Annotated in this window: 25 protein-coding genes; 9 read left to right on the plus strand and 16 right to left on the minus strand. The window is 40.2% G+C overall.

What is annotated here, in order from left to right; all coding sequences use genetic code 11:
• The first annotated feature begins 357 nt into the window (after nucleotides 1-357).
• The gene (locus tag NST12_RS13135) at nucleotides 358-1,371 is read left to right on the plus strand and encodes an NAD(P)/FAD-dependent oxidoreductase (RefSeq protein WP_412677263.1); all 1,014 of its coding nucleotides are present in this window, start codon (nucleotides 358-360) and stop codon (nucleotides 1,369-1,371) included.
• Between the two features lie 325 nt (nucleotides 1,372-1,696).
• On the opposite strand, the gene NST12_RS13140 is transcribed toward NST12_RS13135, so the two are convergent.
• Both NST12_RS13140 and erpA read right to left on the minus strand, forming a co-directional pair.
• Nucleotides 1,697-3,022, minus strand: coding sequence for an L-dopachrome tautomerase-related protein (locus NST12_RS13140; protein WP_341101462.1), 1,326 nt, complete (start codon nucleotides 3,020-3,022; stop codon nucleotides 1,697-1,699).
• A gap of 362 nt (nucleotides 3,023-3,384) precedes the next feature.
• On the minus strand, nucleotides 3,385-3,747 hold the full coding sequence (erpA, locus tag NST12_RS13145) for an iron-sulfur cluster insertion protein ErpA (RefSeq protein WP_003352460.1): 363 nt from the start codon (nucleotides 3,745-3,747) through the stop codon (nucleotides 3,385-3,387).
• Between the two features lie 338 nt (nucleotides 3,748-4,085).
• Between erpA and NST12_RS13150 the strand changes: the two genes are divergently transcribed.
• Nucleotides 4,086-4,769 (plus strand): DUF2225 domain-containing protein, encoded by a 684-nt coding sequence (locus NST12_RS13150; RefSeq protein WP_341101463.1) that lies wholly within the window; start codon nucleotides 4,086-4,088, stop codon nucleotides 4,767-4,769.
• Between the two features lie 132 nt (nucleotides 4,770-4,901).
• On the opposite strand, the gene NST12_RS13155 is transcribed toward NST12_RS13150, so the two are convergent.
• Nucleotides 4,902-5,138, minus strand: coding sequence for a YuzB family protein (locus NST12_RS13155; protein ID WP_003352462.1), 237 nt, complete (start codon nucleotides 5,136-5,138; stop codon nucleotides 4,902-4,904).
• Nucleotides 5,139-5,361: 223 nt separating this feature from the next.
• On the opposite strand from NST12_RS13155, the gene NST12_RS13160 reads away from it, so the two are divergent.
• Nucleotides 5,362-6,426: an NAD(P)/FAD-dependent oxidoreductase gene (locus NST12_RS13160; RefSeq protein WP_040340814.1), complete on the plus strand. Its 1,065-nt coding sequence runs from the start codon at nucleotides 5,362-5,364 to the stop codon at nucleotides 6,424-6,426.
• A gap of 182 nt (nucleotides 6,427-6,608) precedes the next feature.
• Here NST12_RS13160 and NST12_RS13165 read toward each other — a convergent pair whose 3' ends face one another.
• Complete coding sequence (locus NST12_RS13165) at nucleotides 6,609-6,932, minus strand: YuzD family protein (protein WP_048623920.1); 324 nt, start codon at nucleotides 6,930-6,932, stop codon at nucleotides 6,609-6,611.
• Nucleotides 6,933-7,065: 133 nt separating this feature from the next.
• Here NST12_RS13165 and NST12_RS13170 point away from each other — a divergent pair, with 133 nt between their 5' ends.
• Nucleotides 7,066-7,302 (plus strand): NifU family protein, encoded by a 237-nt coding sequence (locus tag NST12_RS13170; RefSeq protein ID WP_003352465.1) that lies wholly within the window; start codon nucleotides 7,066-7,068, stop codon nucleotides 7,300-7,302.
• A gap of 253 nt (nucleotides 7,303-7,555) precedes the next feature.
• Here NST12_RS13170 and yutH read toward each other — a convergent pair whose 3' ends face one another.
• Nucleotides 7,556-8,563, minus strand: a complete 1,008-nt coding sequence (gene yutH / locus NST12_RS13175; RefSeq protein ID WP_048623922.1) for a spore coat putative kinase YutH — start codon at nucleotides 8,561-8,563, stop codon at nucleotides 7,556-7,558.
• A gap of 371 nt (nucleotides 8,564-8,934) precedes the next feature.
• On the opposite strand from yutH, the gene NST12_RS13180 reads away from it, so the two are divergent.
• A complete protein-coding gene (locus tag NST12_RS13180; protein ID WP_048623923.1) occupies nucleotides 8,935-9,450 on the plus strand; it encodes a phosphatidylglycerophosphatase A family protein in 516 nt (171 codons plus the stop codon).
• Nucleotides 9,451-9,524: 74 nt separating this feature from the next.
• Here the strand turns inward: NST12_RS13180 and NST12_RS13185 are convergent, their stop codons facing one another.
• Together NST12_RS13185 and hepT are read right to left on the minus strand one after the other, a co-directional pair.
• Nucleotides 9,525-10,289 (minus strand): TIGR01457 family HAD-type hydrolase, encoded by a 765-nt coding sequence (locus NST12_RS13185; RefSeq protein ID WP_048624523.1) that lies wholly within the window; start codon nucleotides 10,287-10,289, stop codon nucleotides 9,525-9,527.
• 63 nt (nucleotides 10,290-10,352) lie between these two features.
• Complete coding sequence (hepT, locus tag NST12_RS13190) at nucleotides 10,353-10,793, minus strand: type VII toxin-antitoxin system HepT family RNase toxin (protein ID WP_003352469.1); 441 nt, start codon at nucleotides 10,791-10,793, stop codon at nucleotides 10,353-10,355.
• 105 nt (nucleotides 10,794-10,898) lie between these two features.
• Here hepT and NST12_RS13195 point away from each other — a divergent pair, with 105 nt between their 5' ends.
• Nucleotides 10,899-11,162: a DUF3055 domain-containing protein gene (locus tag NST12_RS13195; RefSeq protein ID WP_003352470.1), complete on the plus strand. Its 264-nt coding sequence runs from the start codon at nucleotides 10,899-10,901 to the stop codon at nucleotides 11,160-11,162.
• 61 nt (nucleotides 11,163-11,223) lie between these two features.
• Nucleotides 11,224-11,559 carry a hypothetical protein gene (locus NST12_RS13200; protein ID WP_003352471.1) on the plus strand — a complete coding sequence of 112 codons (336 nt, stop codon included), beginning with the start codon at nucleotides 11,224-11,226 and terminating at the stop codon, nucleotides 11,557-11,559.
• A 399-nt stretch (nucleotides 11,560-11,958) separates the two neighbouring features.
• Here NST12_RS13200 and NST12_RS13205 read toward each other — a convergent pair whose 3' ends face one another.
• Nucleotides 11,959-12,234 (minus strand): YutD family protein, encoded by a 276-nt coding sequence (locus tag NST12_RS13205; RefSeq protein ID WP_270583991.1) that lies wholly within the window; start codon nucleotides 12,232-12,234, stop codon nucleotides 11,959-11,961.
• 137 nt (nucleotides 12,235-12,371) lie between these two features.
• On the opposite strand from NST12_RS13205, the gene NST12_RS13210 reads away from it, so the two are divergent.
• Nucleotides 12,372-13,058 (plus strand): YhcN/YlaJ family sporulation lipoprotein, encoded by a 687-nt coding sequence (locus NST12_RS13210; protein ID WP_048623925.1) that lies wholly within the window; start codon nucleotides 12,372-12,374, stop codon nucleotides 13,056-13,058.
• Nucleotides 13,059-13,340: 282 nt separating this feature from the next.
• Here the strand turns inward: NST12_RS13210 and lipA are convergent, their stop codons facing one another.
• Nucleotides 13,341-14,291, minus strand: a complete 951-nt coding sequence (gene lipA / locus NST12_RS13215; RefSeq protein ID WP_255287945.1) for a lipoyl synthase — start codon at nucleotides 14,289-14,291, stop codon at nucleotides 13,341-13,343.
• A 186-nt stretch (nucleotides 14,292-14,477) separates the two neighbouring features.
• Between lipA and NST12_RS13220 the strand changes: the two genes are divergently transcribed.
• The gene (locus NST12_RS13220) at nucleotides 14,478-15,470 is read left to right on the plus strand and encodes a M23 family metallopeptidase (protein ID WP_341102232.1); all 993 of its coding nucleotides are present in this window, start codon (nucleotides 14,478-14,480) and stop codon (nucleotides 15,468-15,470) included.
• 114 nt (nucleotides 15,471-15,584) lie between these two features.
• Here the strand turns inward: NST12_RS13220 and yunB are convergent, their stop codons facing one another.
• The 7 genes from yunB to NST12_RS17155 form a co-directional block, all read right to left on the minus strand.
• Nucleotides 15,585-16,337 (minus strand): sporulation protein YunB, encoded by a 753-nt coding sequence (gene yunB, locus NST12_RS13225; RefSeq protein ID WP_270583989.1) that lies wholly within the window; start codon nucleotides 16,335-16,337, stop codon nucleotides 15,585-15,587.
• 299 nt (nucleotides 16,338-16,636) lie between these two features.
• Nucleotides 16,637-18,007 carry a bifunctional metallophosphatase/5'-nucleotidase gene (locus NST12_RS13230; protein WP_341030101.1) on the minus strand — a complete coding sequence of 457 codons (1,371 nt, stop codon included), beginning with the start codon at nucleotides 18,005-18,007 and terminating at the stop codon, nucleotides 16,637-16,639.
• A gap of 329 nt (nucleotides 18,008-18,336) precedes the next feature.
• On the minus strand, nucleotides 18,337-19,182 hold the full coding sequence (locus NST12_RS13235; protein WP_048623928.1) for a DUF72 domain-containing protein: 846 nt from the start codon (nucleotides 19,180-19,182) through the stop codon (nucleotides 18,337-18,339).
• Between the two features lie 550 nt (nucleotides 19,183-19,732).
• Entirely contained in the window at nucleotides 19,733-20,650 is a 918-nt protein-coding gene (locus tag NST12_RS13240) for a DMT family transporter (RefSeq protein ID WP_003352481.1), read from the minus strand.
• Nucleotides 20,650-21,258: a fatty acid desaturase gene (locus tag NST12_RS13245; RefSeq protein ID WP_341102235.1), complete on the minus strand. Its 609-nt coding sequence runs from the start codon at nucleotides 21,256-21,258 to the stop codon at nucleotides 20,650-20,652. The genes NST12_RS13240 and NST12_RS13245 overlap by 1 nt, the downstream gene beginning before the upstream one ends.
• A 143-nt stretch (nucleotides 21,259-21,401) precedes the next feature.
• Complete coding sequence (locus NST12_RS13250; protein WP_048623008.1) at nucleotides 21,402-22,565, minus strand: IS256 family transposase; 1,164 nt, start codon at nucleotides 22,563-22,565, stop codon at nucleotides 21,402-21,404.
• 100 nt (nucleotides 22,566-22,665) lie between these two features.
• On the minus strand, nucleotides 22,666-22,929 hold the full coding sequence (locus NST12_RS17155) for a fatty acid desaturase (protein ID WP_445662348.1): 264 nt from the start codon (nucleotides 22,927-22,929) through the stop codon (nucleotides 22,666-22,668).
• Between the last annotated feature and the right edge of the window lie 733 nt (nucleotides 22,930-23,662).

Here is a 23,662-nt window from a genome sequence, read left to right on the forward strand (position 1 = left end):
GTGAATTCGAAAAAGTTTATTTCCTTTTTGCAATTAAAAATATCACATGTGATATTTTTCACGAACGAGGGCATACAACAACTTTTTCGAAATTTGTCATAAAATCTTAACATTATTCCCTTATAAATATATTCCTTTTACATATACTTTTCAACCCATTTCCTACAATTAAAAGGAAGTTTTCAAAATTATATCCCTTATAAAGAAAATGATGAATTTTGGTATTTTTTGAAATATTTTTCTCTTGTTGTATTGAAAAATGGAAACACTGAATTGGAGTATGATAAAATGGTGTTTAATAAAACTTCCATTGGTCAATAAAGCGATGAATGCAAGGCTATCTGCTAGTATATCGAAATGGGGGAGATTGTTTTGAAAGAAGACTCGAACATGTACGATATGACGATTATCGGCGGTGGACCAACCGGCTTGTTTGCAGCTTTTTACGGAGGGTTAAGACAAGCGTCCGTAAAATTAATTGAGAGCTTGCCCCAACTTGGCGGCCAGCTGGCTACTCTTTATCCGGAAAAATACATTTACGATGTTGCCGGCTTTCCCAAAATTAAAGCACGCGATTTAGTCGAACAACTCAAAGAACAATTATCGCTGTTTAAGCCCACCATTTGCCTGGAACAAACGGTCACTGATCTTCAAAAATTGGATGACGGAACATTTCGATTAACGACAGATAAAGAAATACACTATACAAAATCTGTTATTATTACTGCAGGGATTGGAGCATTCCAACCTCGAAAACTGGAGCTTGAAGAAGCGGAGCAGTATGAAGGAAATCACCTTCATTACTTCGTAAACGATCTGGATACATTTAAAGGAAAAAATGTAGCGATATGCGGCGGGGGAGATTCAGCGGTCGATTGGGCATTGATGCTGGAACCAATCGCTAAAAAAGTAACGATCATTCACCGCCGAGATAAGTTCCGCGCCCACGAACACAGCGTCGAACAACTGAAAGCTTCTACCGTGGAGATCAAAACGCCGTTCGTTCCGTCGAAAATACTCGGTGACGGACGTACAATCCATGGACTTGTTCTTAATGAAGTACGCGGAGACCGGGAAGAAACGATTGAAGTGGATGAATTGATCGTCAACTATGGATTTGTTTCTTCACTTGGTCCCATCAAAGATTGGGGAATCGAAATCGCCAAAAACTCCATTGTTGTCAATTCCAAAATGGAAACCAATATTCCCGGAGTTTATGCGGCCGGAGACGTTTGTACATATGAAGGAAAAGTAAATTTGATCGCAAGCGGATTCGGCGAAGCCCCTACGGCCGTCAGCAATGCAAAAGCTTTTATTGATCCAAAGTCCCGCGTTCAGCCAATGCACAGTACGTCTTTATTTGAACAATAAAAAGCTTTCAAGGATGTTCAACCGGAACAGTTCCATATTGGACCGGCTCGTCAAAACAAGAACGAACGACTTCTTCATCGTGCAGATAGCTCATAAACATACAATCCGCCGATATATCCTTTGCCCAAAATCGCTGAAAGACGGTTCGTTTTTGATTTTAAAGCCATGGAACATGCGCCGGGGAATCAGTACTCTAAAATAGCAGGAAATATTTTCGTCCAAAACCAAAAGGCATGCCGTGAATGATGCATGCCTTTTGGTTTTGCCGCAATTTCTAGTCATGGAATGAAAATCCGGCTTATTGGATGACTGTAAAAAAGTTATTTTATGCATATAAGTACGACTTTACATTTTTGCCTACAAAAGCTTTCCAAACGATGAGATTATATGGATTACTCCAATCGATTTCGTCTTGATTTCGTTCAAACATCTGATGAAGACGGTTGCTGTTAAAAATAATGGACCCCTTTTGATCAAATGCTACCCCGTCTACCCACAGCATCCGATCATCAGAGACGAAGCGATGGAACCGATTGTTCTTAGGAGAATAGACTCCGATTCCTTTCCCTTCCAGCATCGTATAAAAAACATTTCCTCTGTTGTCTGCGTGCATCCCGTCGGTGGTCGTCCCTTTGCTTCCAATCGCTTTAACCGCTCGACTGATTTCATCTAAGGGTGTTTGAAAGTTTCTCAAAAGCGCTGTATCGATCGCATATAAATTTCGACCTGTAACCGGGCAATAATACAAAGTGGAACGATCTGCGGACAACGCAATACCATCGCTCCCTATTTTAATCGGTCTGTCTTTAAAGACCGGTTTCGAGTCAATCTCAAAAACAAATCCCGGAAAATCTTGTGTGCTGTAATGACGGTCAAGCACACGTCTGAAAGTTTTCTTCCTCATATTGTATACGATGATTCCACCGACAACGGGGTGGTCGGGCCAACCATTTCCGGAATCGGTGATGTAGATAAAACCATGTTTATTGTCTACAACCAAATCATTTAAAAAGGAAGTTCGATACGAAGCAATCTCATTCGGTATTTTGATCGAATCAATCAATTGATTCGTATTTAAATCCCATATAACCAATTTTTGTGAACCTTCCCGCGAAGGCGCATAGGCGATTTTCCCTTGATCTAACATCCACATCCGGTTGTTTTCATCAATTTCATATCCCAGGACAGATTGCAGCACTCCAGGGTTGCCCGCCTTATTCCATTCCCAGCTTGGAAAAGCTTCTAACAGCGGTTTGCCATTTTTCATGACAATGCGATTCATAGTAGAAGGGATGCCTTCTGCCCAGCGGGGAACAGATACATAATAGTTGCCTTGCTGATCAACCTTAATACCGGCAGGCATGGCATGTCTCCAATATTGATTTTCCTCAAATTCCTGCTTCATCCTTAAATTCGGAAAATTCCAATCCAAATGGTTCCAATGGAAGAGTATTTGGTAGCGACCGATTTTCCCTTTCTCGTCTTGAAAAAAATACCGCAGCCGATAAGGATCTCGTTGGTACGGATGAGGATGTTGATAAGCATGTTGCAGATAAGGATACATTGGATAAGGGGAGAGCTGCGAGGAATAATACTGTCGCTCATTATTTCTTGGACAGTCACCTGTCCCATTGTATTTGGAATCCTGCATGTCATCCAACCTCCTCTTAAGGTTCCTCGTGATCATTCCCTGCTTTGATCAATATACGTCTGCTGTTCAAAAAGGCATGGGCTCAAGCCGGGCGTCATCATAGAATAGTAAGGCGGTGGCATAGTTGCATCCAAGACAAGAGGGAAAAAGAAATAGCCGATTCCAAAGATAAAAGATCTGTCTTTTAACATCAAAAAAACGACCTCCTTTAACGATTTAACATAAACCGTTAAAAGAGGTCGTAATTAACAACCCTAAATCGCAAATTTTGGGGTTGTTTTTATTCAAAAATACAAGCACGGACTGCGGATTTTTTACCGGAATTAACAAACCTCATCAAACGACCATATCCAGCGGAAGACTCAGCACTCTTCCGGCGTTCCAACGTTTTGCGCCGTACGGAATGATGAACCGCAACCGCATGTGGCAATAGCGTTTGGATTATCGATTGTGAAACCCCCACCCATTAACGATTGTTTATAATCAATTTTGGTTCCTTGCAAGATCGGTGCGCTTGCTTTATCCACTAATACTTGAATGCCATGTTGTTCAAATTGGATATCGTCTTCACTTGCTTCATGGTCGAATCCCATTCCGTAAGATAATCCGCTGCAGCCGCCGCCTCTGACAGCCACGCGCAAAAAAGCGCCTTCTTCTTCATTTTCTTTCATCATATCTTTTATTTGAAAAGCTGCAGCTTCCGTAAGGCTAATGACTCCCTCCATCACAAAAAACCTCCTTTTGTATTGGATTTCCATTCTTTTGGAGTACAAACCGTCCCGATTAAAAACAGCAGATTCCGATGTTATTTGTAGTATAATCCGTTTTTCTTTTTTCCTCAATAGATCCGTTTGAAAACACACGAATAAGTCCCTGAATGATTTGACAATAAAATCCGTTTATGGGGTCATCTTTTCATTTTCCATTCAGATAATACATTCTCATAATAAAAAAGGCCTATTTAAATTTTTTTACAACGAATAAAGACCTATTTTAAAAATTTTTGTATAATGAAAAAGACCTATCAAATAAAATAATAAAACATCTCAGGAAGTGAACAAATTTGGCGGAAATCACACCATTTTACGAAAAAACTGAAGAATGCCCTCTTTGCAAAAAAATTTTCACCACCACTAAAATACGTTCCCGCTTTATAAAAGTGGCTTCTTATGATACAGATTTTTCCCCTGTCTATCAAGATTCTGAAATCAACCCGATCATTTACTTTGTAAACGTGTGCCCCCATTGCGGCTATTCTTACACAGAGGAATTTTCCCGATATTTCCCCCCGGCCGTTTTAAATGAAATCAAAGAGAAAGTTTGCTCGCGCTGGGTGTACCAGGACTACGGCAAACACCGTTGCATAAAAGATGGGATTAACAGCTACAAACTAGCTTATTATTGCGCCACCTTAAAGCATGAAAAAAATATCACAACGGGCGGGCTGGCATTGCGTACGGCTTGGTTATACCGTCTCTTGAAAATTCAAGAAGAAGAAAATCGTTTTTTAGAAATGGCCGTCAAACAATACGAAGATTCCTATTCAAAAGGAGACTTTTCACGAACAAAAATGTCTGAAATAAAACTTTTATATTTGATCGGGGAATTAAAAAGACGTCTGGGACACTACAAAGAAGCGACCTTTTATTTTTCCAAAGTAATCGAACGGCAAAAATTCGCTACAGAACCAAAGATTTTGGAAATGGCAAAAAATCAGTGGCAAATGATCAGACAAACAATGGAATAGAAAGGCGGCAAAGCCCGGTTCTTCTGTCAAAATTTGTTTTCTAAACAGCCTCTATATTCTATTTGTACGATGATTTTTGCCGTTTTCTCTCGCCCCTTTTCACACCAAGCCTCCCATCTTTAGCTCTCTCTTTTAAAACATCGGGTTTTCTTCGATATGTTTATATATATTCTTCACCAACTCTTCCGGAGAGTCCCCTCTTACAGGATCGCCGTTGACAAGGGCGAAAAGGGATTCTCCACAAAGAGTGCAATAATTAAGACAGCCATATTCGACAATGTCCAGATTGGGATCTTCTTCCAATATTTCAAGCGCTTTTTGCGCACCGCTTGCTAAATTGCTGACGCAGAATTCAATAATTGGATTCATATCATCACCCCAGGATTGATTGTACTATTGTTCCGCCGGTCAGAAAAGAAATGTATCTTGCCAATAGACATATGATGGAAACCCCTTAATAAGCTGTTGTGAAAAACATGAACTTTCGTTATACTCTTGTATGGGGTATTTTTATAGATAATTTTTCTTATTGCATTTTTCATATTGAAAGGGTTTTAAAACTGACTTAGCAGAACAAAAGGGGAAATTTTTTATGAGAAACTTGGTTTTACTTGGCGGAGGATATGGGAATATGCGAATATTGCTCCGGCTGTTGCCAAATCTTCCGGAGGATGTCGCCGTTACACTTGTGGACAAGGTTCCCTACCATTGTTTAAAGACTGAATATTATGCCTTGGCAGCCGGAACAACTTCCGACCAGCATGTACGGGTTCCCTTTCCTACTCATCCACAGCTTTCGCATGTTTTTGCAGAAATTACTGAAATCGATTTGGAGAACAAAACCATCCATTTGAAAGAACAAGATCCGATTATGTACGATGAGCTGGTAATAGGTTTGGGGTGCGAAGACAAATATCATGGAGTTCCGGGGGCGGCTGAGTACACACATAGTATTCAGTCGATTGAAAAAGCGAGAAATACATATCAGTGCTTAAACAATATGCCCGCTGGTTCAACCGTCGGCATCGTGGGAGCAGGTCTAAGCGGAATTGAACTGGCAAGCGAACTTCGAGAAAGCCGTCCTGATTTAAAAGTGAAATTATTTGATCGAGGACCAAGAATTTTATCCACTTTTCCTGAACGATTGAGCAACTATGTACAAAATTGGTTTACGGAACACGGAGTAGAAGTGATCAATGGCGCCAATGTGACGAAAGTGGAGCCAAATACATTATACAACCATGATGAAAAAATTGCTTGTGATGCGATTGTCTGGACTGCCGGCATTCAAGCAAACAGACTGGTCAGGCAATTGGATGTGGAAAAAGATGCTTCCGGCCGTGTGAAGTTAACCCAATACCACAATATTCCGAACAATGAACATGTTTATGTAGTAGGCGATTGTGCAAGCCTTCCTTATGCACCGAGCGCCCAATTGGCGGAAGAACAAGCAGAGCAAATCGTTCAAGTCTTATTGAAACGCTGGAAAAATGAACCCCTTCCGGAAAAAATGCCTGAAATTAAACTGAAAGGAATTTTGGGATCTTTAGGAAAAAAAGAAGGATTTGGTTTCTTGGCCGAACGTGCCATTACCGGCCGCGTCGCCCGTTTCTTAAAGTCCGGGGTTCTATGGCTGTACAAATATCACAACGGTTAATCGAAACAATCCCGGCTAACAGACGAACGGCCGGGAAAACCAGACTTTTCAAAATCAAAAGTTTGTATTGTAAAGGCCGTCCCTCCGTAACTGCAGCAATGAAAATATTCGGGCATCTTTTAATACGAAGGAGGTTCCCGGCCCCTTAAGTGGATCGGCTTTCTTTCAGCTCATTCATTGTTTTATGGAGCTTTGTATCCGTATTTTTCCATTTCTTCGCAAATGACTTTTAATCGCAGATTTCCTTCCCCGACCATTTTTCCTTCAACTAACACCACAGGATAAAAAAGATCTTCCTCAATCACTCGGGATGCGAAGCTTTTTTTCTCCTTGTCTTCAGGTGGATCATAAATATCCACATACGTCATCTTGAAAGGCTGATGTGGAAACTTTCTTTCCAAAGCTGCCGTCAACCACTCAAACGTATCTTTCGATGAAGGCAAATGAACACAGCTTGCACAAATCTGTTCTGCACCATATACGACAATTTCAATCGGCTTCTGCACCGCTCTCCCCCCACCCAAACCTTTGTCCGTTTCTCATCTTCATTTTATCCAAAATCTTTCAAAAACGAAACAAAGACGATAGATTTTTTTCATGATAGTCATTATAATAAACGTAGGAAAGGAGTCGATACAAATGTCCGATCAGGCAATGAAAGAACAAGTGCAAGAAGTGTTGGATAAATTGCGTCCGTTTTTACTTCGCGACGGCGGCGACTGTCAATTGATGGACGTTGAAGATGGAATCGTAAAGCTTCGGTTATTGGGCGCCTGCGGCAGTTGTCCAAGCTCGACTATTACATTAAAAGCAGGTATCGAACGTGCTTTGTTGGAAGAAGTCCCCGGAATCGTGGAAGTCGAACAAGTATTTTAAAAACGATGGAATTTGAAGCTGATCAGGAGAAAGATGATCCCTTGACTAAGCAGAACAAGACATAAAAAACGCTTGTCCTTATCCATATGTCCGAAGGGAGAAATTCTTTTCCTTGAATCAGCTTTTTTTTGAATTGCAGTCTTGATTGATTTCATCACCATTGTTTTCACAAAAGCAAAAATAATACGCAGAGTAAAAAGACCAACTTTCACATTCCGGAAGTTGGTCTTTTTTAGGCATAGTGTTTTTTTCGTTACCGTAAGAGCCACGGCACCACCGGAATTTGAATTCTTTTTACAGGCACTTCCGCCAGCTGATAAAACGAAGCCAAAAAATGTTCGTATTCTTTGGTATCTCGGATATATCGTGTTAATTGTTCTTCCAGTTCCTTTTTTCTTTGGGGAGAAGGCGTCATAAAATAATCTTCTACACATTCAAAAAAGTGAAGCGGAAACATGAGCCTTGCAAAAATCAATCTCCAGGAAAACACCGTCAACGGCTGAATCGATTGATACCCCTTTATAAATTGTTTAATCTCCGCCTTATATCTCGTTTGTTGATGCCAAAATTGATATCGAATCCACTCGGAAATATCCCTTGCCGCATGATCAAAAACCCAATCAAAAGGATTTTTGATGATATCCGTTTTTCCCCAAGTATCCGGTCGAAAACGTTCATGGCATATGGTCCCCGCGTCAGATTCCATTGGATCTTCATCCAACTCTGTATCGGCTACATACTGAATGGCATTTTCCGCCATTCCCATATAATACGGGAAAATATCCACGAATAAAATGTCAAACGGGTCGCTTGGAGATTGTTGAAGCAATCGGTGATAAAAGCCTTCAAGCTGCTCCAGCCTCTTTTCCCATAAAAACCGCCAAGTACCCATTCGATTCGTTTGAACCATCTTTTCTTGGATAAAACGGCCTCTGTAATGAAATTTGGCTAGCTTTCTGCCCATGTTGCTGTAGCTTCTCCCTTTTTTAACGGGATTACGCAAAACAATGAAGTCCTGCCCTTCCACCGTTTCTAAAAATTTTCCGTTTTTGGACAAACAAAAAGAAGATACTCCTCTTTCACCGAACTTTTGAAGATGCAGAGACATTTGGCGAAATTCGATGAGCATTTCTTGTGTCAATTTCGTAGCATTTATAATAGTATATAGATAACCCTTTGCTTTATATCGGATGGGTTGGTTAGAATAGAGGGCTTCTGTCTGGATGCCGTAATACTGCTCTAACAATTGAGAGTAATCCATTTCCATCCTCCTTTAGCCACTGGCCCCGTTTCGTTCCTTTCCGTGCCAAAAGCTTTCATGTTTCACCTGTGTAAATAAGCCACAAAAAATTTTGAAAGCATGCAGTTTGAACATACTAGTAATATATATGTATCTGGCTCCCATAATTGCGTCTATTGATTGAATTTATGATCCCGCTTTTCATCTGGCAAATCAATGAAAACGGGCTTTCAAGATTGATTTCTTTCGTCTTCTTACAAAAGATGAATAAACCGATCGAATTCTTTATATTCCATCTTTTTTAATGGAGTATATTAAAATAGAAACAGAAACCTTGTAATACAAAAAAATATACTTTCCAAATATTACAGAAAAAAGGTGATGGTATGACAATGAAAAAAAGAGATGCATTAAACATGACAGAAAAAATGGCGCGCGAATGGCTGACAAAACGAGGAGTAACGATTGAGGATATCGCAAAACTGGTATTGTTTTTACAAAAAAAATACCATCCCAATTTGCAGCTGGAAGAATGCATTCAAAATGTAGAGGCAGTTCTCGGAAAGCGTGAAGTTCAAAACGCCATATTAACAGGCATACAATTAGATGTTCTGGCAGAGCAAGGCAAGCTCGAAGAACCATTACAATCGATTATTCAAACAGATGAAGGACTATATGGAGTCGATGAAATATTAGCTTTTTCCATCGTAAACGTATACGGTTCGATAGGATTTACAAACTATGGCTATATCGACAAAATCAAACCGGGTATTTTAGAATATTTAAACGATAAGTCTTCCGGAAAAGTAAACACATTTTTAGACGACATTGTCGGCGCCATTGCTGCGGCGGCTTCAAGCCGACTTGCCCACCGAGCCGGCAATGGCGATGAAACGATTGACTCATGAAAGGTAGTGTAAAAAGCGGACAGCCGGGCTCCCCTTCCCATTGTACGTCCGAAGGAGAACCCGGCTGTTTGTTTTCATACTTCCCACTCGCTAAGAGAATCAACAGTATAGGTCGGTTTTACTTCATAACGCTCCAAATGCTCTTTTAAAGTAACTCCAGTATGGACGAGGAGCGTATCCAAACCGGCATTAATACCTGCACGAATATCTGTATCATAATTGTCTCCCACCATTATGGTCTCTTCTTTGGAAGTTCCTAATGCTTCAAGAGCTTGTTCCATAATGATTGGTGACGGCTTCCCGATAAAAATAGGTTCCGTTTGAGTCGACACAGAAATAACGGATGTTAGTGCTCCGTTGCCCGGAAGAAAACCCCTCTCCGTTACAAGGGCAATATCGCTGTTAGTGGAAATAAACGTTGCCCCGTTGCGGACGCCAAGGCAGGCAAGAGTCAATTTTTCGTAGTTGATCGATCTATCTATTCCGATTACGACGAAATCAGGATTCTCGTCTACAAACCGAAATCCTTTTTCCGTCAATGCCTCTCGGAGTCCTTCTTCCCCAATCACATAAACAGAAGCACCTGGTTTTTTCTCATACATAAAATTGGCAGTCGCCATCGCTGTCGTATAGACTTGCTCCTTGGTGGCCGGAATATCAAAATCCCTCAATTTTGCTGCCACCTGTTCCGGTGTTCTAGACGAATTATTGGTTACAAACAAATAAGGAATATTTTTTTTCTTCAATCGATGAACGAATTCACCGGCGGCTTCGATTTTTTCCGTTCCTTTATACACCGTTCCATCCAAGTCTATTAAATAACCCTTATATGCTTTCATATGAACTCCTTCCAAATCGTCAGTCATATTCATAAAAAAACGCTCCCATAAAGAAAGCGCTGATCATAGATTTTTAAAAGCAGAAACCGGACCTAATTCATTGTTCAGATACGAACGAACTTTGATTGGAAATTGTTTTAATAATTCAAGATTTTTTTTGAATACTTGGTCCACTTTCTGATGATCAATGGTGGTATATTCCTGAACAAGCATTTTTCGGAGGCTGATGATCTCTTTTAAAGAGGCAGCCAATTCTTCTGTTATCACTTTTTCATCCAATAATATATCCACAATATCGTCATAACTTCCCGGATCTCTCATAATAAATCCATCGATAATATCATTTCCGGTATCAATGACCGCTTCAATGATCGAATGCGCCACACGCTCTAAAGCGGCCTTTTCTATACCTGTCTTCCAGTCAGTCTGTGTTTCCAATAAGCTTAAACGAACTTCCAAATACGTCAGCCTGTCTTCGACTTTGTTTCGATCTACAAAGTACACGGTACAACACCTGCCCTTATCTCTTCTCAGCCACTTTCATTGTACCATACTTCGCTGTCTCATGGTAAAATCAAAATACTGAGTTGAAGGGGAGGAATCTGGTTAATGGAACGCTTTTTTTTATATGACGAAACAGAAAAAACAAACATACGCTATATCAGTTTTATGGGAGAAAATCAGCGATTTGATCTAGCGATTATTCAAACAGATAAATACTACGGAAAAAAACTGGTGCTGGATTTGCTCGGAAACCGCTTTGCCATTATCGGTACGGATGATTTGGAAGAGCCCGGATATTTAGAAGAAGTGTACCGTCTTAGTGAAGCAGATGCTCAAGAACTCCGTGAACTTTTATATGAAATGATTTAAGCGAATGATCACCCTGATTTCGTCCATACTAACCGTATAGACCAAATACGGAGGTGCCGCCATGTCTCGTCGAGTTGGAAAAGTGGACAAAGAAGATCAAGCCTATTCAGATTTTTCTGTTGTCGAAACCATGAAAAATTTCCTAATACCTGAAGAAGTGCCGGAAGGACCTTATGGATCTCCAAGAGGGCAAGATACCCCTGTTGAAAATAAATCGACCCCTTGGGAAGAAGGCCAACGGCATCACAGTGCGTTCAATTATGAATTTAAATCGCTTCACGAAGGGCTTCCAAGGCAATATCCCGACGCCCACCTTCCTCATGATGACCCTGATCGCACTGAAGAACCGCCATACACTACAAACCGCAACGCCGACCCTTTAGATCCTGAGGGATAAGGTCCACTAACCATCTAAGGTCACTAGGGGTTGGTGGAACCAATCGGGCTTTTAGGGGCAGTTCCCTGTTCTCGGACTGCTCTTGTCTCTCTTCCCTTGAAGTGGGGGTTACAGCCCCTTAATGCGGGATAAGGTTCAACTACCCGGTTGAACCAATCGGGCATTCAGAGGCAGTTGAACCCTTCTTGGACTTTTTTTGAGAAGGAGACTTACTGCCATGCGGGACAAAATAAAACTTCCATCCGTGGTACACGGATGGATAGTTGAAAATTATCATCCAGGAGGATAAAAGAAAATTCCCGCTGAAAAGGGCAGTCTTTTTCACAGGATCACTTTTCCTCTAAAAAAGGCATTTGAAAAGTACAGCCGATTAGCAAAAAAAGGACGGCAGCAACCGTTTTATTTTTTTACTTTTTTCAAGACAAAATAAGCGCATCCAAAATTGCAGTATTCATATAAATATTCTTTCAAAGTGCTAATTTTCGTATCAAAAGTTGCCTTTTGGCTTTGATCATCAAAGAAGCCTTTCAGCCGCAGCTGGCCATATCCCCAATCACCGACAATATAATCATACTTGCCTAATATCTCACTATAGCGATGGCGAAAAGCCTCTTCTTGAAAGCCGTTTTTGTAATCCTCTATTACTTCATAGCAATGATTATTGACGCAAATCATGCTTTTCACCTCATTCTGAAACCTTTCCTCACTGCCAAAAAATTTATTTGTTCCATTATAACATAACGAATCCCCCACAAATTACTAAAGGGAATTTAAAAAAAGATGGTTATCCTATGCCCAGGGGGGATAAAAAGATGAAAAAAAACATCTTTGCAGGATGCTTATTAAGTTTGGCGGTTTTGTCCGGCTGCAATAATGAAGCCGCTGACCGCGATCGTTCGGGAATTTACGACCGGAACGGAAACACACTCAATGTCAATAACGATCAAGATCTTTTTGATAAAAATCGAAAACCATACAATATCATGACAGATGACCGTGATGAGGCATTTGGCTATGTACGTCATCAAAAAAGCCCGATTCAAGGAAAAACCATTTCTTATCGAGACATGTACACTATGGACAGAGAGCAGGTGGCTGATACGATCAGCCGACTGAGCGTCGGACTTCCGGACGTAAAAGACTGCGCCACGCTTGTAACAGATGAGGAAGTGCTCGTAGCCTATGACCGTCGGCAAAACGCCCATACTTCCCGTTCTGAGACGGCAGATCAAGTGAAAAGAACGGCCATGAGCGTAGTCCCTCGCTGGTACCATGTTTATGTCACGGACGATCCAAATTTGAGAAGAGACGTTGAAAACCTTGCCTCCATGGATGCCAATACGAGAAATTCTGAAACAAACATCAATCGGACCATCAACCTCATGTTGGATCGTTCACCGCAAGGACGCTCCATAGTGGACGGCGAAAATCCGAATGGCGAACGCATTCACGACCCGCTCGAAGATGATAATCATGCACAAAAAAGAAAACATCAATGATCATGAAAATCCGGTTTTGCGAATCCATTCTCCTGGCAACAGGACATTCGCACGGATCCTGTCTAGCGGGAATCATCTGAATCTCCAAAAAATGGCAGAATCAGTTGAAAGCGGATGAAAGGAAAAACTTCCATACAGCTATTTTTGTTTTTCTCACTCGCTCTGGTTTGGACGGCTATATGCCCCCTGACACCTTATTTCAACATGTTTTATTTAGCGGAAAAAGTGAGTTCAGCAAACTACGCTGAACTCACTTTTTCTATTTCGTCATCATTTCAAACTTTAGGCGTTTTGCGCTTCAATCCGATCCATAATTTCTTTTGCTTTAGAAGCTAAGTTGACTTGTTCATCCGCATGATAGGAAGAGCGAACAAGCGGTCCCGCTTCACAGTGGCTGAAACCTTTGCTTAAAGCAATTTCTTTTAATTCCGCAAATTCATCCGGATGATAGTACTTTTTAACAGGCAAATGCTTTTTCGTCGGCTGCAAGTATTGGCCGATCGTCATAATATCCACATGATTGGCCCTGAGATCATCCATCGTTTCGATAATTTCTTCTTTTGTTTCTCCAAGTCCGATCATAATGCTCGACTTTGTCGGAATATCAGGCTGCATTTCTTTGGCACGGCGCAAAAACTCCAATGACCGTTCATAAGTGGCCCGCGCCCGCACTCTTGGTGTCAGTCGTTTCACCGTTTCCACATTATGATTTAAAATATCTGGACGAGAATCCATTAAAATTTTCAAATTTTCTTCCACTCCGCCCAAATCAGAAGGCAGAACTTCTACAGTTGTAAACGGATTTTTTCTGCGAATGGCGCGTACTGTTTCCGCCATTACGGCAGCTCCTCCATCTTTTAAATCATCTCTTGCCACCATCGTCACAACGACATGTTTTAAGTTCATTTGTTGAACGGAATCAGCTACCCGTTCCGGTTCTTGCCAGTCAAGTTCCGACGGCAAACCAGTCTTGACTGCACAGAACCGGCAAGCCCGCGTACATACTTCCCCTAAAATCATGAATGTTGCCGTTCTTCTCACTCCCCAACATTCATGGATATTGGGACAGCGCGCTTCTTCACAGACGGTATGGAGGCTTTTCTCTCTCATCATTTTCTTTAAGCCTTTGTAATTTTCGTTTGTATTTAGTTTTATTTTTAACCAATCGGGTTTTCTTAAATATTCCTCCGTTTTGCTCATTTTTAACATCTCCATTTCTTTAGTAGCTTCCAAAGAGCCGAAAACAATGGCAATGTAATAAACTTCTCTCTTTGTTGCCACTTTACCATAGTTTCCAGTGGAAACACAAGCATTCAGAATTCATGATTGCCAATATTTTAACTCATAAAGAATCCTTTTTCTTCAAATAGTATAGTTATCGATTATTTTATTTGAAAGGGAGGCTTTCATTTGAAAAAAATGGTTTTCCTGCTATTATTGCTGATCCTCTTCCCTTCTTATTCCTTGGCGGCAGAGAATCAGACAATGAAGGAAAAGCAGATTTTCAAACAACGGATAGAGTTATATAAAAAAATGCAAGCTGCAACGAACATTCCTTGGTATTACTATGCAGGGCTGGACCAATATGAACGAAACTTACGCCTCTTCCGAAAAGACTTGCCTAAGCCTAAAGGAGCTATTTCGATTTGGATCCCCCCCGAAAAATGGTCTGGTTTGGTAAACCCGAATCGCGAAGACACCAATCCGAAAACGATTGCCTTTTTTAACGGCTATGGGGTGGATGGAAATGGTGATGGAAAGGCGGACAGAAACAACGATGAAGATTTGTTGGCATCCATCGGCCAGCATTTTCTGAAATACGGAACCGATGAAGATAATATCCGCATCGCATTATGGGCTTATTATAAAAGAGATAAAGCGGTAAGCATCATTATGGAACAGGCTAAAATCTACAAAGTTTTCAATCGTCTTGATCTTTATGACAGAGCGTTCCCGATTCCATTAAATTACAATTATTCATATAAAAGTACTTGGGGAGACAGAAGAGGATGGGGCGGCCGCCGTATACATGAAGGAACCGATATTTTCGCTGATTATGGTGTTCCTGTCCGTTCTACATGCTACGGCATTGTCGAGATGAAAGGATGGAATCGATACGGCGGATGGAGAATCGGCATTCGCGATGTCAATAATACGTACCATTATTTTGCCCATTTAAGCGGTTTTTCCAAAAATCTAAAAGTTGGGAAAGTCGTAAAACCCGGCACGGTCATTGGCGGAGTCGGCAGCACTGGATACGGTCCGCCGGGAACGGCAGGAAAATTCCCACCTCATCTTCATTACGGTATGTATAAAGATACGGGCACGACCGATTATTCTTTCGATCCGTATCCTCACTTAAAACAATGGGAACGAATGGAACGATTAGAACGTAAAAAGAATAACTCTTAACCGTTGCCCCTTCTTCAAAAATCCCGTTCAAAAAAGCTTCCTTAAAATATGCGCACCATAAAAAGATATCATGGCGTTCCCGATTCCTTAGCCCGAATGGGAACGCCTGGCTTTTTATTTCGCCGGAATTTCAACAGAAGAATGGCCATTTCCGCCAAAAAATTGAGGCACGTCTCCTTGAATAATTCCCATTGCCACCGGAATATCCTGTTCCACTTTGGTTGTTTTGGTCGAAAAAGGAATAATGATTTGCACATTAACTTGAACATGGATGGCCACTTCTACATAAGCATTGTTTATGCCATAAGGTCTTACCGTCGATTTGACATCAGAACGAACATCGCCGACCGCATGAAAACGGACAGGGACATTCGGGCCCAAATTGCCGAGAATGGCGTTATTCGTTGCCTGGCCTAACGGAACGGAAAATACGATCCCTTCCAGTTTTTTTGATTGCTGAGGATCTAATTTGACATCCGCATAGTCCAACGGTTCGAGTTTCCCTTTTTCCGCTTCCCGCAAATTGTTTTGAACTTGATTCGTTACCTCTCCCAAAATCCGATTAATAATTTCCGTATTCAGTCTAGTCGTAGAAGACTTGCTTTGATCGCGATTCGGAACGGTTTCGATAATGTCGTTAATATCCATGACGTTGGCCACTTTTTGGTTAATAGCATTATTAATGACCATGGAAGCAATTTTTTTCGTTTCTGATTCCGCATAGCTCATTAAAGTAGGCTTAATCCCTGCATTAATCAGCCATAAGCTTAATGCAGTAAAGCAGGCAAAAAGAATGAACGTGATGACAAAAACATACCGTAAAGGCAAAGGTCCTCTCCGGGGTTTGTACTTTCGCAATGCAGGCAAAAAAATCCCCCCTTACAAGCTATATGTATGCTCGTAAAGGAGGAATTCATTAATCATTTTTATTTTGCACCTTCACATGTAAATGCGCTTTCTTGCCCCGAATGCATTTAAGAGCCAAACGTCGTGAAGCCCATTCTTGCTCACTTTCACACGGCTAAAACACTGGATATCCTTAATGAATCGCTTTCCTATTTGAAATCGGTCTATTGGGCATAAGAGGGGAGAGCCAATCAAATGGGGAAATGCCAGCCACCGCACTGTCCGTCTATCAATTCCAAATATCTTCGATAATGTTGTACTTACCCAAATACGCGCACTAATTTCCATTCCATCAGATCACGCAAAAATTCCGGCATATAATATTGCTTTTCTTGAGTACGAACTAATTCCGGGAAAAAAGCGCCGTATGTAAACAGATCCGGTACGGCTAGACGATATTGTTTGTCCAAGTTCAGCTCTTGTCCATTTATTTTAACGGAACCGTTGTCTCTGTCGATATCGATCCGATCATATACAAATTCACCCCATATTTTCCCCCTGAATCCAAATCCTTTTACCTGCATATGAGGCCATTTTTCATCCAAAGTTTGATCGATGATCTTTTTCAGTACTCCTCCGTTGAGGGTAATGGTACAAGGATTAATCGGATGAGGCAATAGTTGATGAAGATCAAACTTTGTAATCGTTCCTTTTCGAAGCGGGCGAAGAAGAAGACCGGCATTTATAATGGCGCAATCAGCATCGCACCATTCTCTTAAGCCTTCGCACAGCCATTCCGCTAACGGTGATGCTTTAAACCAATCAATCGAGAGCTCGCGATCTAATTTTACGACAGGCTGGCTTAACAAACGCTTTCCCTCGCTTTGATAACGGGCCGTTTCTTCTTCCTCGCCAATAGCAGGCTTCAATTCATGGACATCATAAAGCAGCGCTTTTTTCTCTATCCCTTTCTTCGATGCAGGTTCGATCTCCACTACAATATGTCCGACGTAATTCCCGAATTTTCCGGCCGCTGCTAATAGTGTATCGTTGACCCATTTCCCTTGATGGTAAATATGATGGGTATGAGCTCCCATCACTATATCTACCTCTTCCATTTCCTGTGCAATTTTGTCATCTTCATGCATGCCTAAATGGGAAAGAACGACTACTAAATCTGTTTCTTGCGCCAAATATTCCACCTGCGCTTTTAATTCATCAAGAGGCAGCGTTATTTTCCATCCGAGAAGATGATAAGATTCAGGTAAATAGGCAGTGACGCCCGTAACGCCTACTTTCCAGCCGTTTTTCAGCTCATAAATATGATAAGGACGACACCAAGAAGGTCTCTTTCCATTTTCATCATATAAATTGGCGCAAATGACGGGGAATGCGGCCTCCTCATATAAATGATTCAATCCTTCTTTAGGCAACGTCATCCCTTCATTATTCCCGATCGTTGCCCCATCATATCCCGCTTTATTTAACAGCTTGACATTGCCTTTTCCTAGAGTAGCCTCTGTATAAGGATGGGAACGATCAATATGGTCCCCGATATCAAAAATCAGCACGCTTTCCCCCGCTTCTTCATGCCATTTTTTTCTTTCCTGCAGAAAACGGCGGATTCGCGGCCAATTTTCAAAATGGCTGTGAAAATCATTTGTGTGGTAAATATGAATCGTTTCGCTCACCGTCTTACCTGATGACTAAAAACTGAAATGCCAACCGCAAGGATACGAAACATAACATCGCCGACCTTTTCGGCATATTCACCGGCCGTCAGGCGGCATGTGAGTCCAGAAACAGGAAAACTTTGTTTCCTTTCCGTTCATGATGCGATCATGACATTATACATTGGCAGCCACCAGGTTTCCACCTCCTTTCCTGAAACGGTCGCCTGTCGGATATGTGGAATGAGTAAGAAAATTCTATCATTATTCACTTTTTCTTAAGGTGATTTTTTTCAATACTTCCATCTTACACATTTCTGACAGCTTGGTCCAAAAATCTAATTCTGGTGTTAAAATAAATTTAATTGCCTAGGTGCTAGGCCTTCATATTCTAACCCTAATAAATCCATCATTTGTTTGGCATTATCAGCTGCATCCCCGCCGGAATTGTTATTAAAAACGACATAGATTTCTTTGCTTTGCTTCTCTAAATCGAGTAATTTTTCTTTCCATGAAAGCAATTCTTCTTTATTGTAACGATATAAATATCGAACCTCTCGCCAATTGCCTTGATTGGGCTTTCGCCAGCCATGGATATTCCGACCGTGAAAACGGACAAGCGTCTTTTGAGGGTCCGTTGCTTCGATAACAGCCGGTATGGAACCACTGCCCGCTTGTGGTTCGTCGCAAACGCTATGAATCCATCCTTCTCGTCGCATAAAATCTAACGTCTTATCTTTCCATGCTTTCGAAAACCATGATTGGTGGCGAAATTCAAGAGCCGTTGGAACATCCTTCATCCACTCTTTGCAATATCTTAAATAATCGACATTCTTCTTTTGGCAATCAAACCACGGTGGAAATTGAAAAAGAACCATGGCTAATTTTCCGGCTTGTTGATAAGGCTGTATAGAATCCAAAAAAGCTGCAAACATTTCCTTTTTAGACGAAAAAGGCAGCTTTCCACGTTCATGTCCGGTCATTCCTTGATAGGCTTTTACGATAAACTGAAACTTTTCAGGCGTGTCTTGCACCCATTTTTCCGCATTTTTTAAAGGTTGAATGGCATAAAACGAAGCGTCGACTTCGACAATCGGAAAATGCGCCGCATATTCTTTTAGCTTATCACGTGGGGAAATGCCATCAGGATAAAGGGAATGATGATCTCCCCAGCCTGTTACCCCGATCCAAATCACATTTTATACCTCGCTATCTTCAAGTATAGTGTGTTTTTTCTGTATAACCCTTTTGAAACGAAATAAATCCAGACAAAAAGAAAAGGCCTAACTTCCTCAGACATAATAATGGAAGAAAATTTTTCCATTGATTATGCTCATAAGGAATCTGGCCCGGATGACGAACCTGATGAACAGGTCTTAACCGATGGATCCTTCCATTTCGATTATAACAGAACGAAACCTAAACTTGAAAGTGCATAAAATGGTTTCGCAAAGTGGAATTTTTGAGCAATGTTGGTATCAAAAGTAGTATCACAATTTTTATTTTCGGTGGGCAATCAATAGGCAAGTCCATCATTTTTATGGAACAATACATCGGGAAAGTGCGTTTAGGATGTCAGATGTCAAAAACAAAAAAGGAAGATCATAGAAAAACGATATTTGATTTGAGCAATATTTTTTGCTCTCCGCTTCTTTAGCTCCTGTTTGCAAAGTTCTCATCCGCTCACTTTCCCTTTGGATCCATTTAAGTTTCAATATTATTTTTTAGATCACTTGATTTTTTAAATCAAAGTGTTTGCTGATGATCATGGCTCTCTAATTCTATTTTATGTTTCGGCTTATACTCAGATAAATAAATAGCGACTAAAATGAAGAAAGCTCCTAACCACTCTAACCCTTGAACAAATTCTTTAAGAAGGATAAATGCAAATATAGTAGCAAATACAGGTTCTGTCAGTTCAAAAAACTGAACTTTATTAGCTTCAAGATAATTTAGTGCCTTTGTGGTACAGTAAAAGCCTCCTATCGTTGGAAGAATCGCTAGCCCCATAAGCGATGGAACGGATCCAAGGCTAGGCCATACGAATCCTTCTTTATAAAACGGAAGAAACAGATAAAAACTCCCAAACAGCATTAAATACCAGATGAGCGCTAAATCTCCGTCTAGTGCAAATTTTTTGGTAAACACTAGGAACAAACCATATCCTATTCCTGCAATTGCGGCCAAAGCCGTGCCAATTGATCCTCCGTGAATGTCCCCTTCCGAAAAATGCATGATGAGTAATCCTATTAGAAGCAAAACTAATCCAATATACTGATACTTTCTTTTTATTTCCTTCAGAAGGATGGAGCTGAATATGAAGGTTGTTAGGACGGAAGATCCTAACAAAATAAATACTACAAAGGATACGGATTCATATTTATACGCTGTCGTTTCAAAAAAATACAAAACAAAGATTCCCAGGAATGAACACAACAAAATATGCTTTATTTTACTTTTCAAACGAATGATATTAGTCCGGAGTGTTTTATTGCCTAACGCCAGTATGGAAATAAAAACAAAAGCTATCAAACATTTATAAAAAGAAACTCCCGCTGGTGTCAGGTTACTTTGAAAGGATCCCTTACTAAAAATTCCAACTGTTCCATTCAAGATGGCTGCAGATAACGCAAAGACGGCTCCCATTATATATGTTTTTTTCATTAAGCATTATTCACCTTCTGTTTTAATATTGGAAGTTTATGATTCTTGAGTAAATCTTGAATTAATGGAGGGTTGGAATTAGCCGAGAAGAAAACCCCTCCCATTTGTAAATTCCATTCTCGATACGTTTCATCCTCCATCATGATTTTGTGAGCTTTCCCAATATTCCAATAAGGAATGCTAGCCTGTAAATGATGTGTTAAATGATAATTTTCCGCATGAATACTAAGGAAGAACGCTTCTATCCAATGGCTGAATCGATTACGGGTCATGTATATACTTTTTTTATTCGTTAGAACTAACGGGTAATGTTCTGCTAGTTCAATAAACCAGCCGATTACCATAAATGAAGTAAAATATGGGACTAACCAGTACAATAAAAAGTAATTCAATACTCCGAAATAAAACAAAGTACCAAGAATAAGCAGCCAATATATAACCATAGCTAAGTATTGCTTGGGATATTTTCTAAATTGTAACATTCTATACTTAAAAACATAATAGGCGTAACTAAGGATATTAATTAAAAATAATGGCTTCAATACATATTTGAATAAAAATTGATGATTGTTTTTTAATTGATATAATCCAACGGTACCGTCAAGAATTTTGTGTAAGAGAGTATTCTCAGATACGTTTTTTTAATCTTGGAGGAGGTGTTTAGTTGTCTTATATGAGACTGAATATTCAGTCTCATATAAGACAACTTAGTCTCCCTAGACTCTGTTCTTCATGAACAAAATTTGGTCTTTCAGTATCTTTCTTCAAACATATCTTGAAGTGCCTTGTATGCCGTAGAAAACCCTTTAAGTTTTCTAGTGGACCATTTTTCATTCAAGTCCTGTACCGTTAAGAACGTGATTTTTTCTGCTGCTTCAATACTGGTTAAGCTGTTCATCGTTTTGAGTCGTTTACGTATATCTTTAATCGTTCGTTCAATCGCATTGGTCGTGTAGATGACACTACGAATACTGGTCGGATATTTCATGAATGTTAGGAGGACATCTAAATCTTGTTCCCAAGATTGGACTTCTCTAGGATACTTTTTAGACCACTTGTCTTTAAACTCATGAAAGGCTTGAATGGCTGCGTCTCTTGTCATCGAACGATAGATCAGCTTTAGGTCTTCAGCCACTTCAAATTGGTCTTTTTTCCTTACCTTGTTTAACGTATTTCTTACTTTGTGGACCACACATCGTTGAACATCGGCTTTCGGATAGACGGCTTTAAAGGCTTCTTCAAGACCTGGGAGTCCATCAAAAACACCAAGTAAGACTTCATGAGCACCGCGTGTATAAAGGTCTTGGAGAATCTCTTGCCAGCCATGCGCGCTTTCTTGACCTCCAACGTAAAAGCCAAGAATTTCACGATAACCTTCTTCATTGACACCAAGAACAACGTAAATGACTTCTTTGGCATACGTATCACGACGAACTTTTATATAAAACCCATCAAGATACAACACAGAATACCGTTTGTTTAATGGACGTTGTTGCCATTTTTGAATATCCTCCAACGCGGCATCTGTAATATGACTAATCGTGGTAGGAGAGTAGGTTGAACCAAGAATTCTTTCGATAAACTTCCCAATTTCTCGAGTGCTCATCCCACTTTGATACATTTTAATAATCGCCTGTTCCAGCCAGCCGTCTTGACGTTGATAAGGCTCAAACAGTTGAGTCTGGAAATCCCCGTTGCGATCTCTTGGAACCGTAAGAGCTTCTATTTTCCCGTACTTTGTATCAAGAGTACGGTGATAATAACCATTTCTTGAGTTTTGAACGTGTTCCTGTTCCACTTGGAGGAAATTTTTGATTTCTTCTCTCATGATGAATTCAAGCTTTTCTTGAACAAAATCTTTTATCATATTTTCCAGTTGATTTGCGAAATCTGAGTTGAGTATACTATTACTCATAAGGTAGGGTATCTCCTTTCAGTTTTGTTTGGTCGCAAATCTGAGAATACCCTGCCTTTTTCTTTTTTTCTAGTAGAAAAATTTGCTTACACAAAATAATTTACATCATCAATCCAACGTCTATATGGTATTGATAATCCGGGTCTTTTTCCGGATCACCTAGATGAATATGGTGGCCTTTCACATGTGATTCCTTGTAAATATTAAATTCTTGTCCAATAAGATATCCAGAAAAATATGTTCCTAAAATATAATTTAACTTTCTGTTTTTAGCTAAGCATAAATGGGAAGCATCATGTAATATAGTTGCTAATGCTCTTTGTCTAGCTCCTATCACCAGTACAGATAAAGGGTATAAAATGATCCTTAGTAAATGGCTAGAGCAATCACTAAATAATCATATAACAGACCTATTGCCCCTCGATAATTATTAGATTGATATAACGGTTATCTCTTATATCCTTTGAAAAATGATAATACTCACAACTGCCAAAAAAATCACCAGTTGTTATTTTTTGGTAAATATAATATGAATTGTATATCAACCCAACAAATCTGTCCATTATTTTTTGTAAATTAATCCTTCTTGCCATTACTTATAAAGGGAAAGTCCTCCCACCCTTTCGCCCCGTCGCCATTCGAAAAAATTGATAATGGTTTTAAGAAATTAAGATAATGGCCATCATTTCAGTTTCAAGATTACGCAGCAATATAACTCTTTATTTTTCAGAATAGTTCGGCACAAAAGTGTAAAATCCTCTTTTTTGGTAATTTTTTGTATCCACTGCCCTGACATTGACAACACTTTCAAATCTCACCCGCTTCATGTTTTCATGGCCTTTGATGCGGATTTCCTTGTGAACTGGATCTAGATTCGTGAAAGGAACCAGTTACCTGTTCCGTAATTTACTTATATCAAACTTTGAATATGACAAGAAAATATAATTCTATCGCGTAGTGAACCTTTCCACCCAAAATCCTGTGTCTGATATGGGTTTAGGTTTGGGCATTTGCAACATTCCAACATGCTCTGGCAGCACCATTTCTATGTCCATTGTTATGCCCCACTCTATATCTTGATCGGAATAAGTGATACG

Source organism: Bacillus sp. FSL W8-1127, from assembly GCF_038006725.1.
Taxonomy (GTDB): domain Bacteria; phylum Bacillota; class Bacilli; order Bacillales; family DSM-4216; genus Bacillus_O; species Bacillus_O smithii.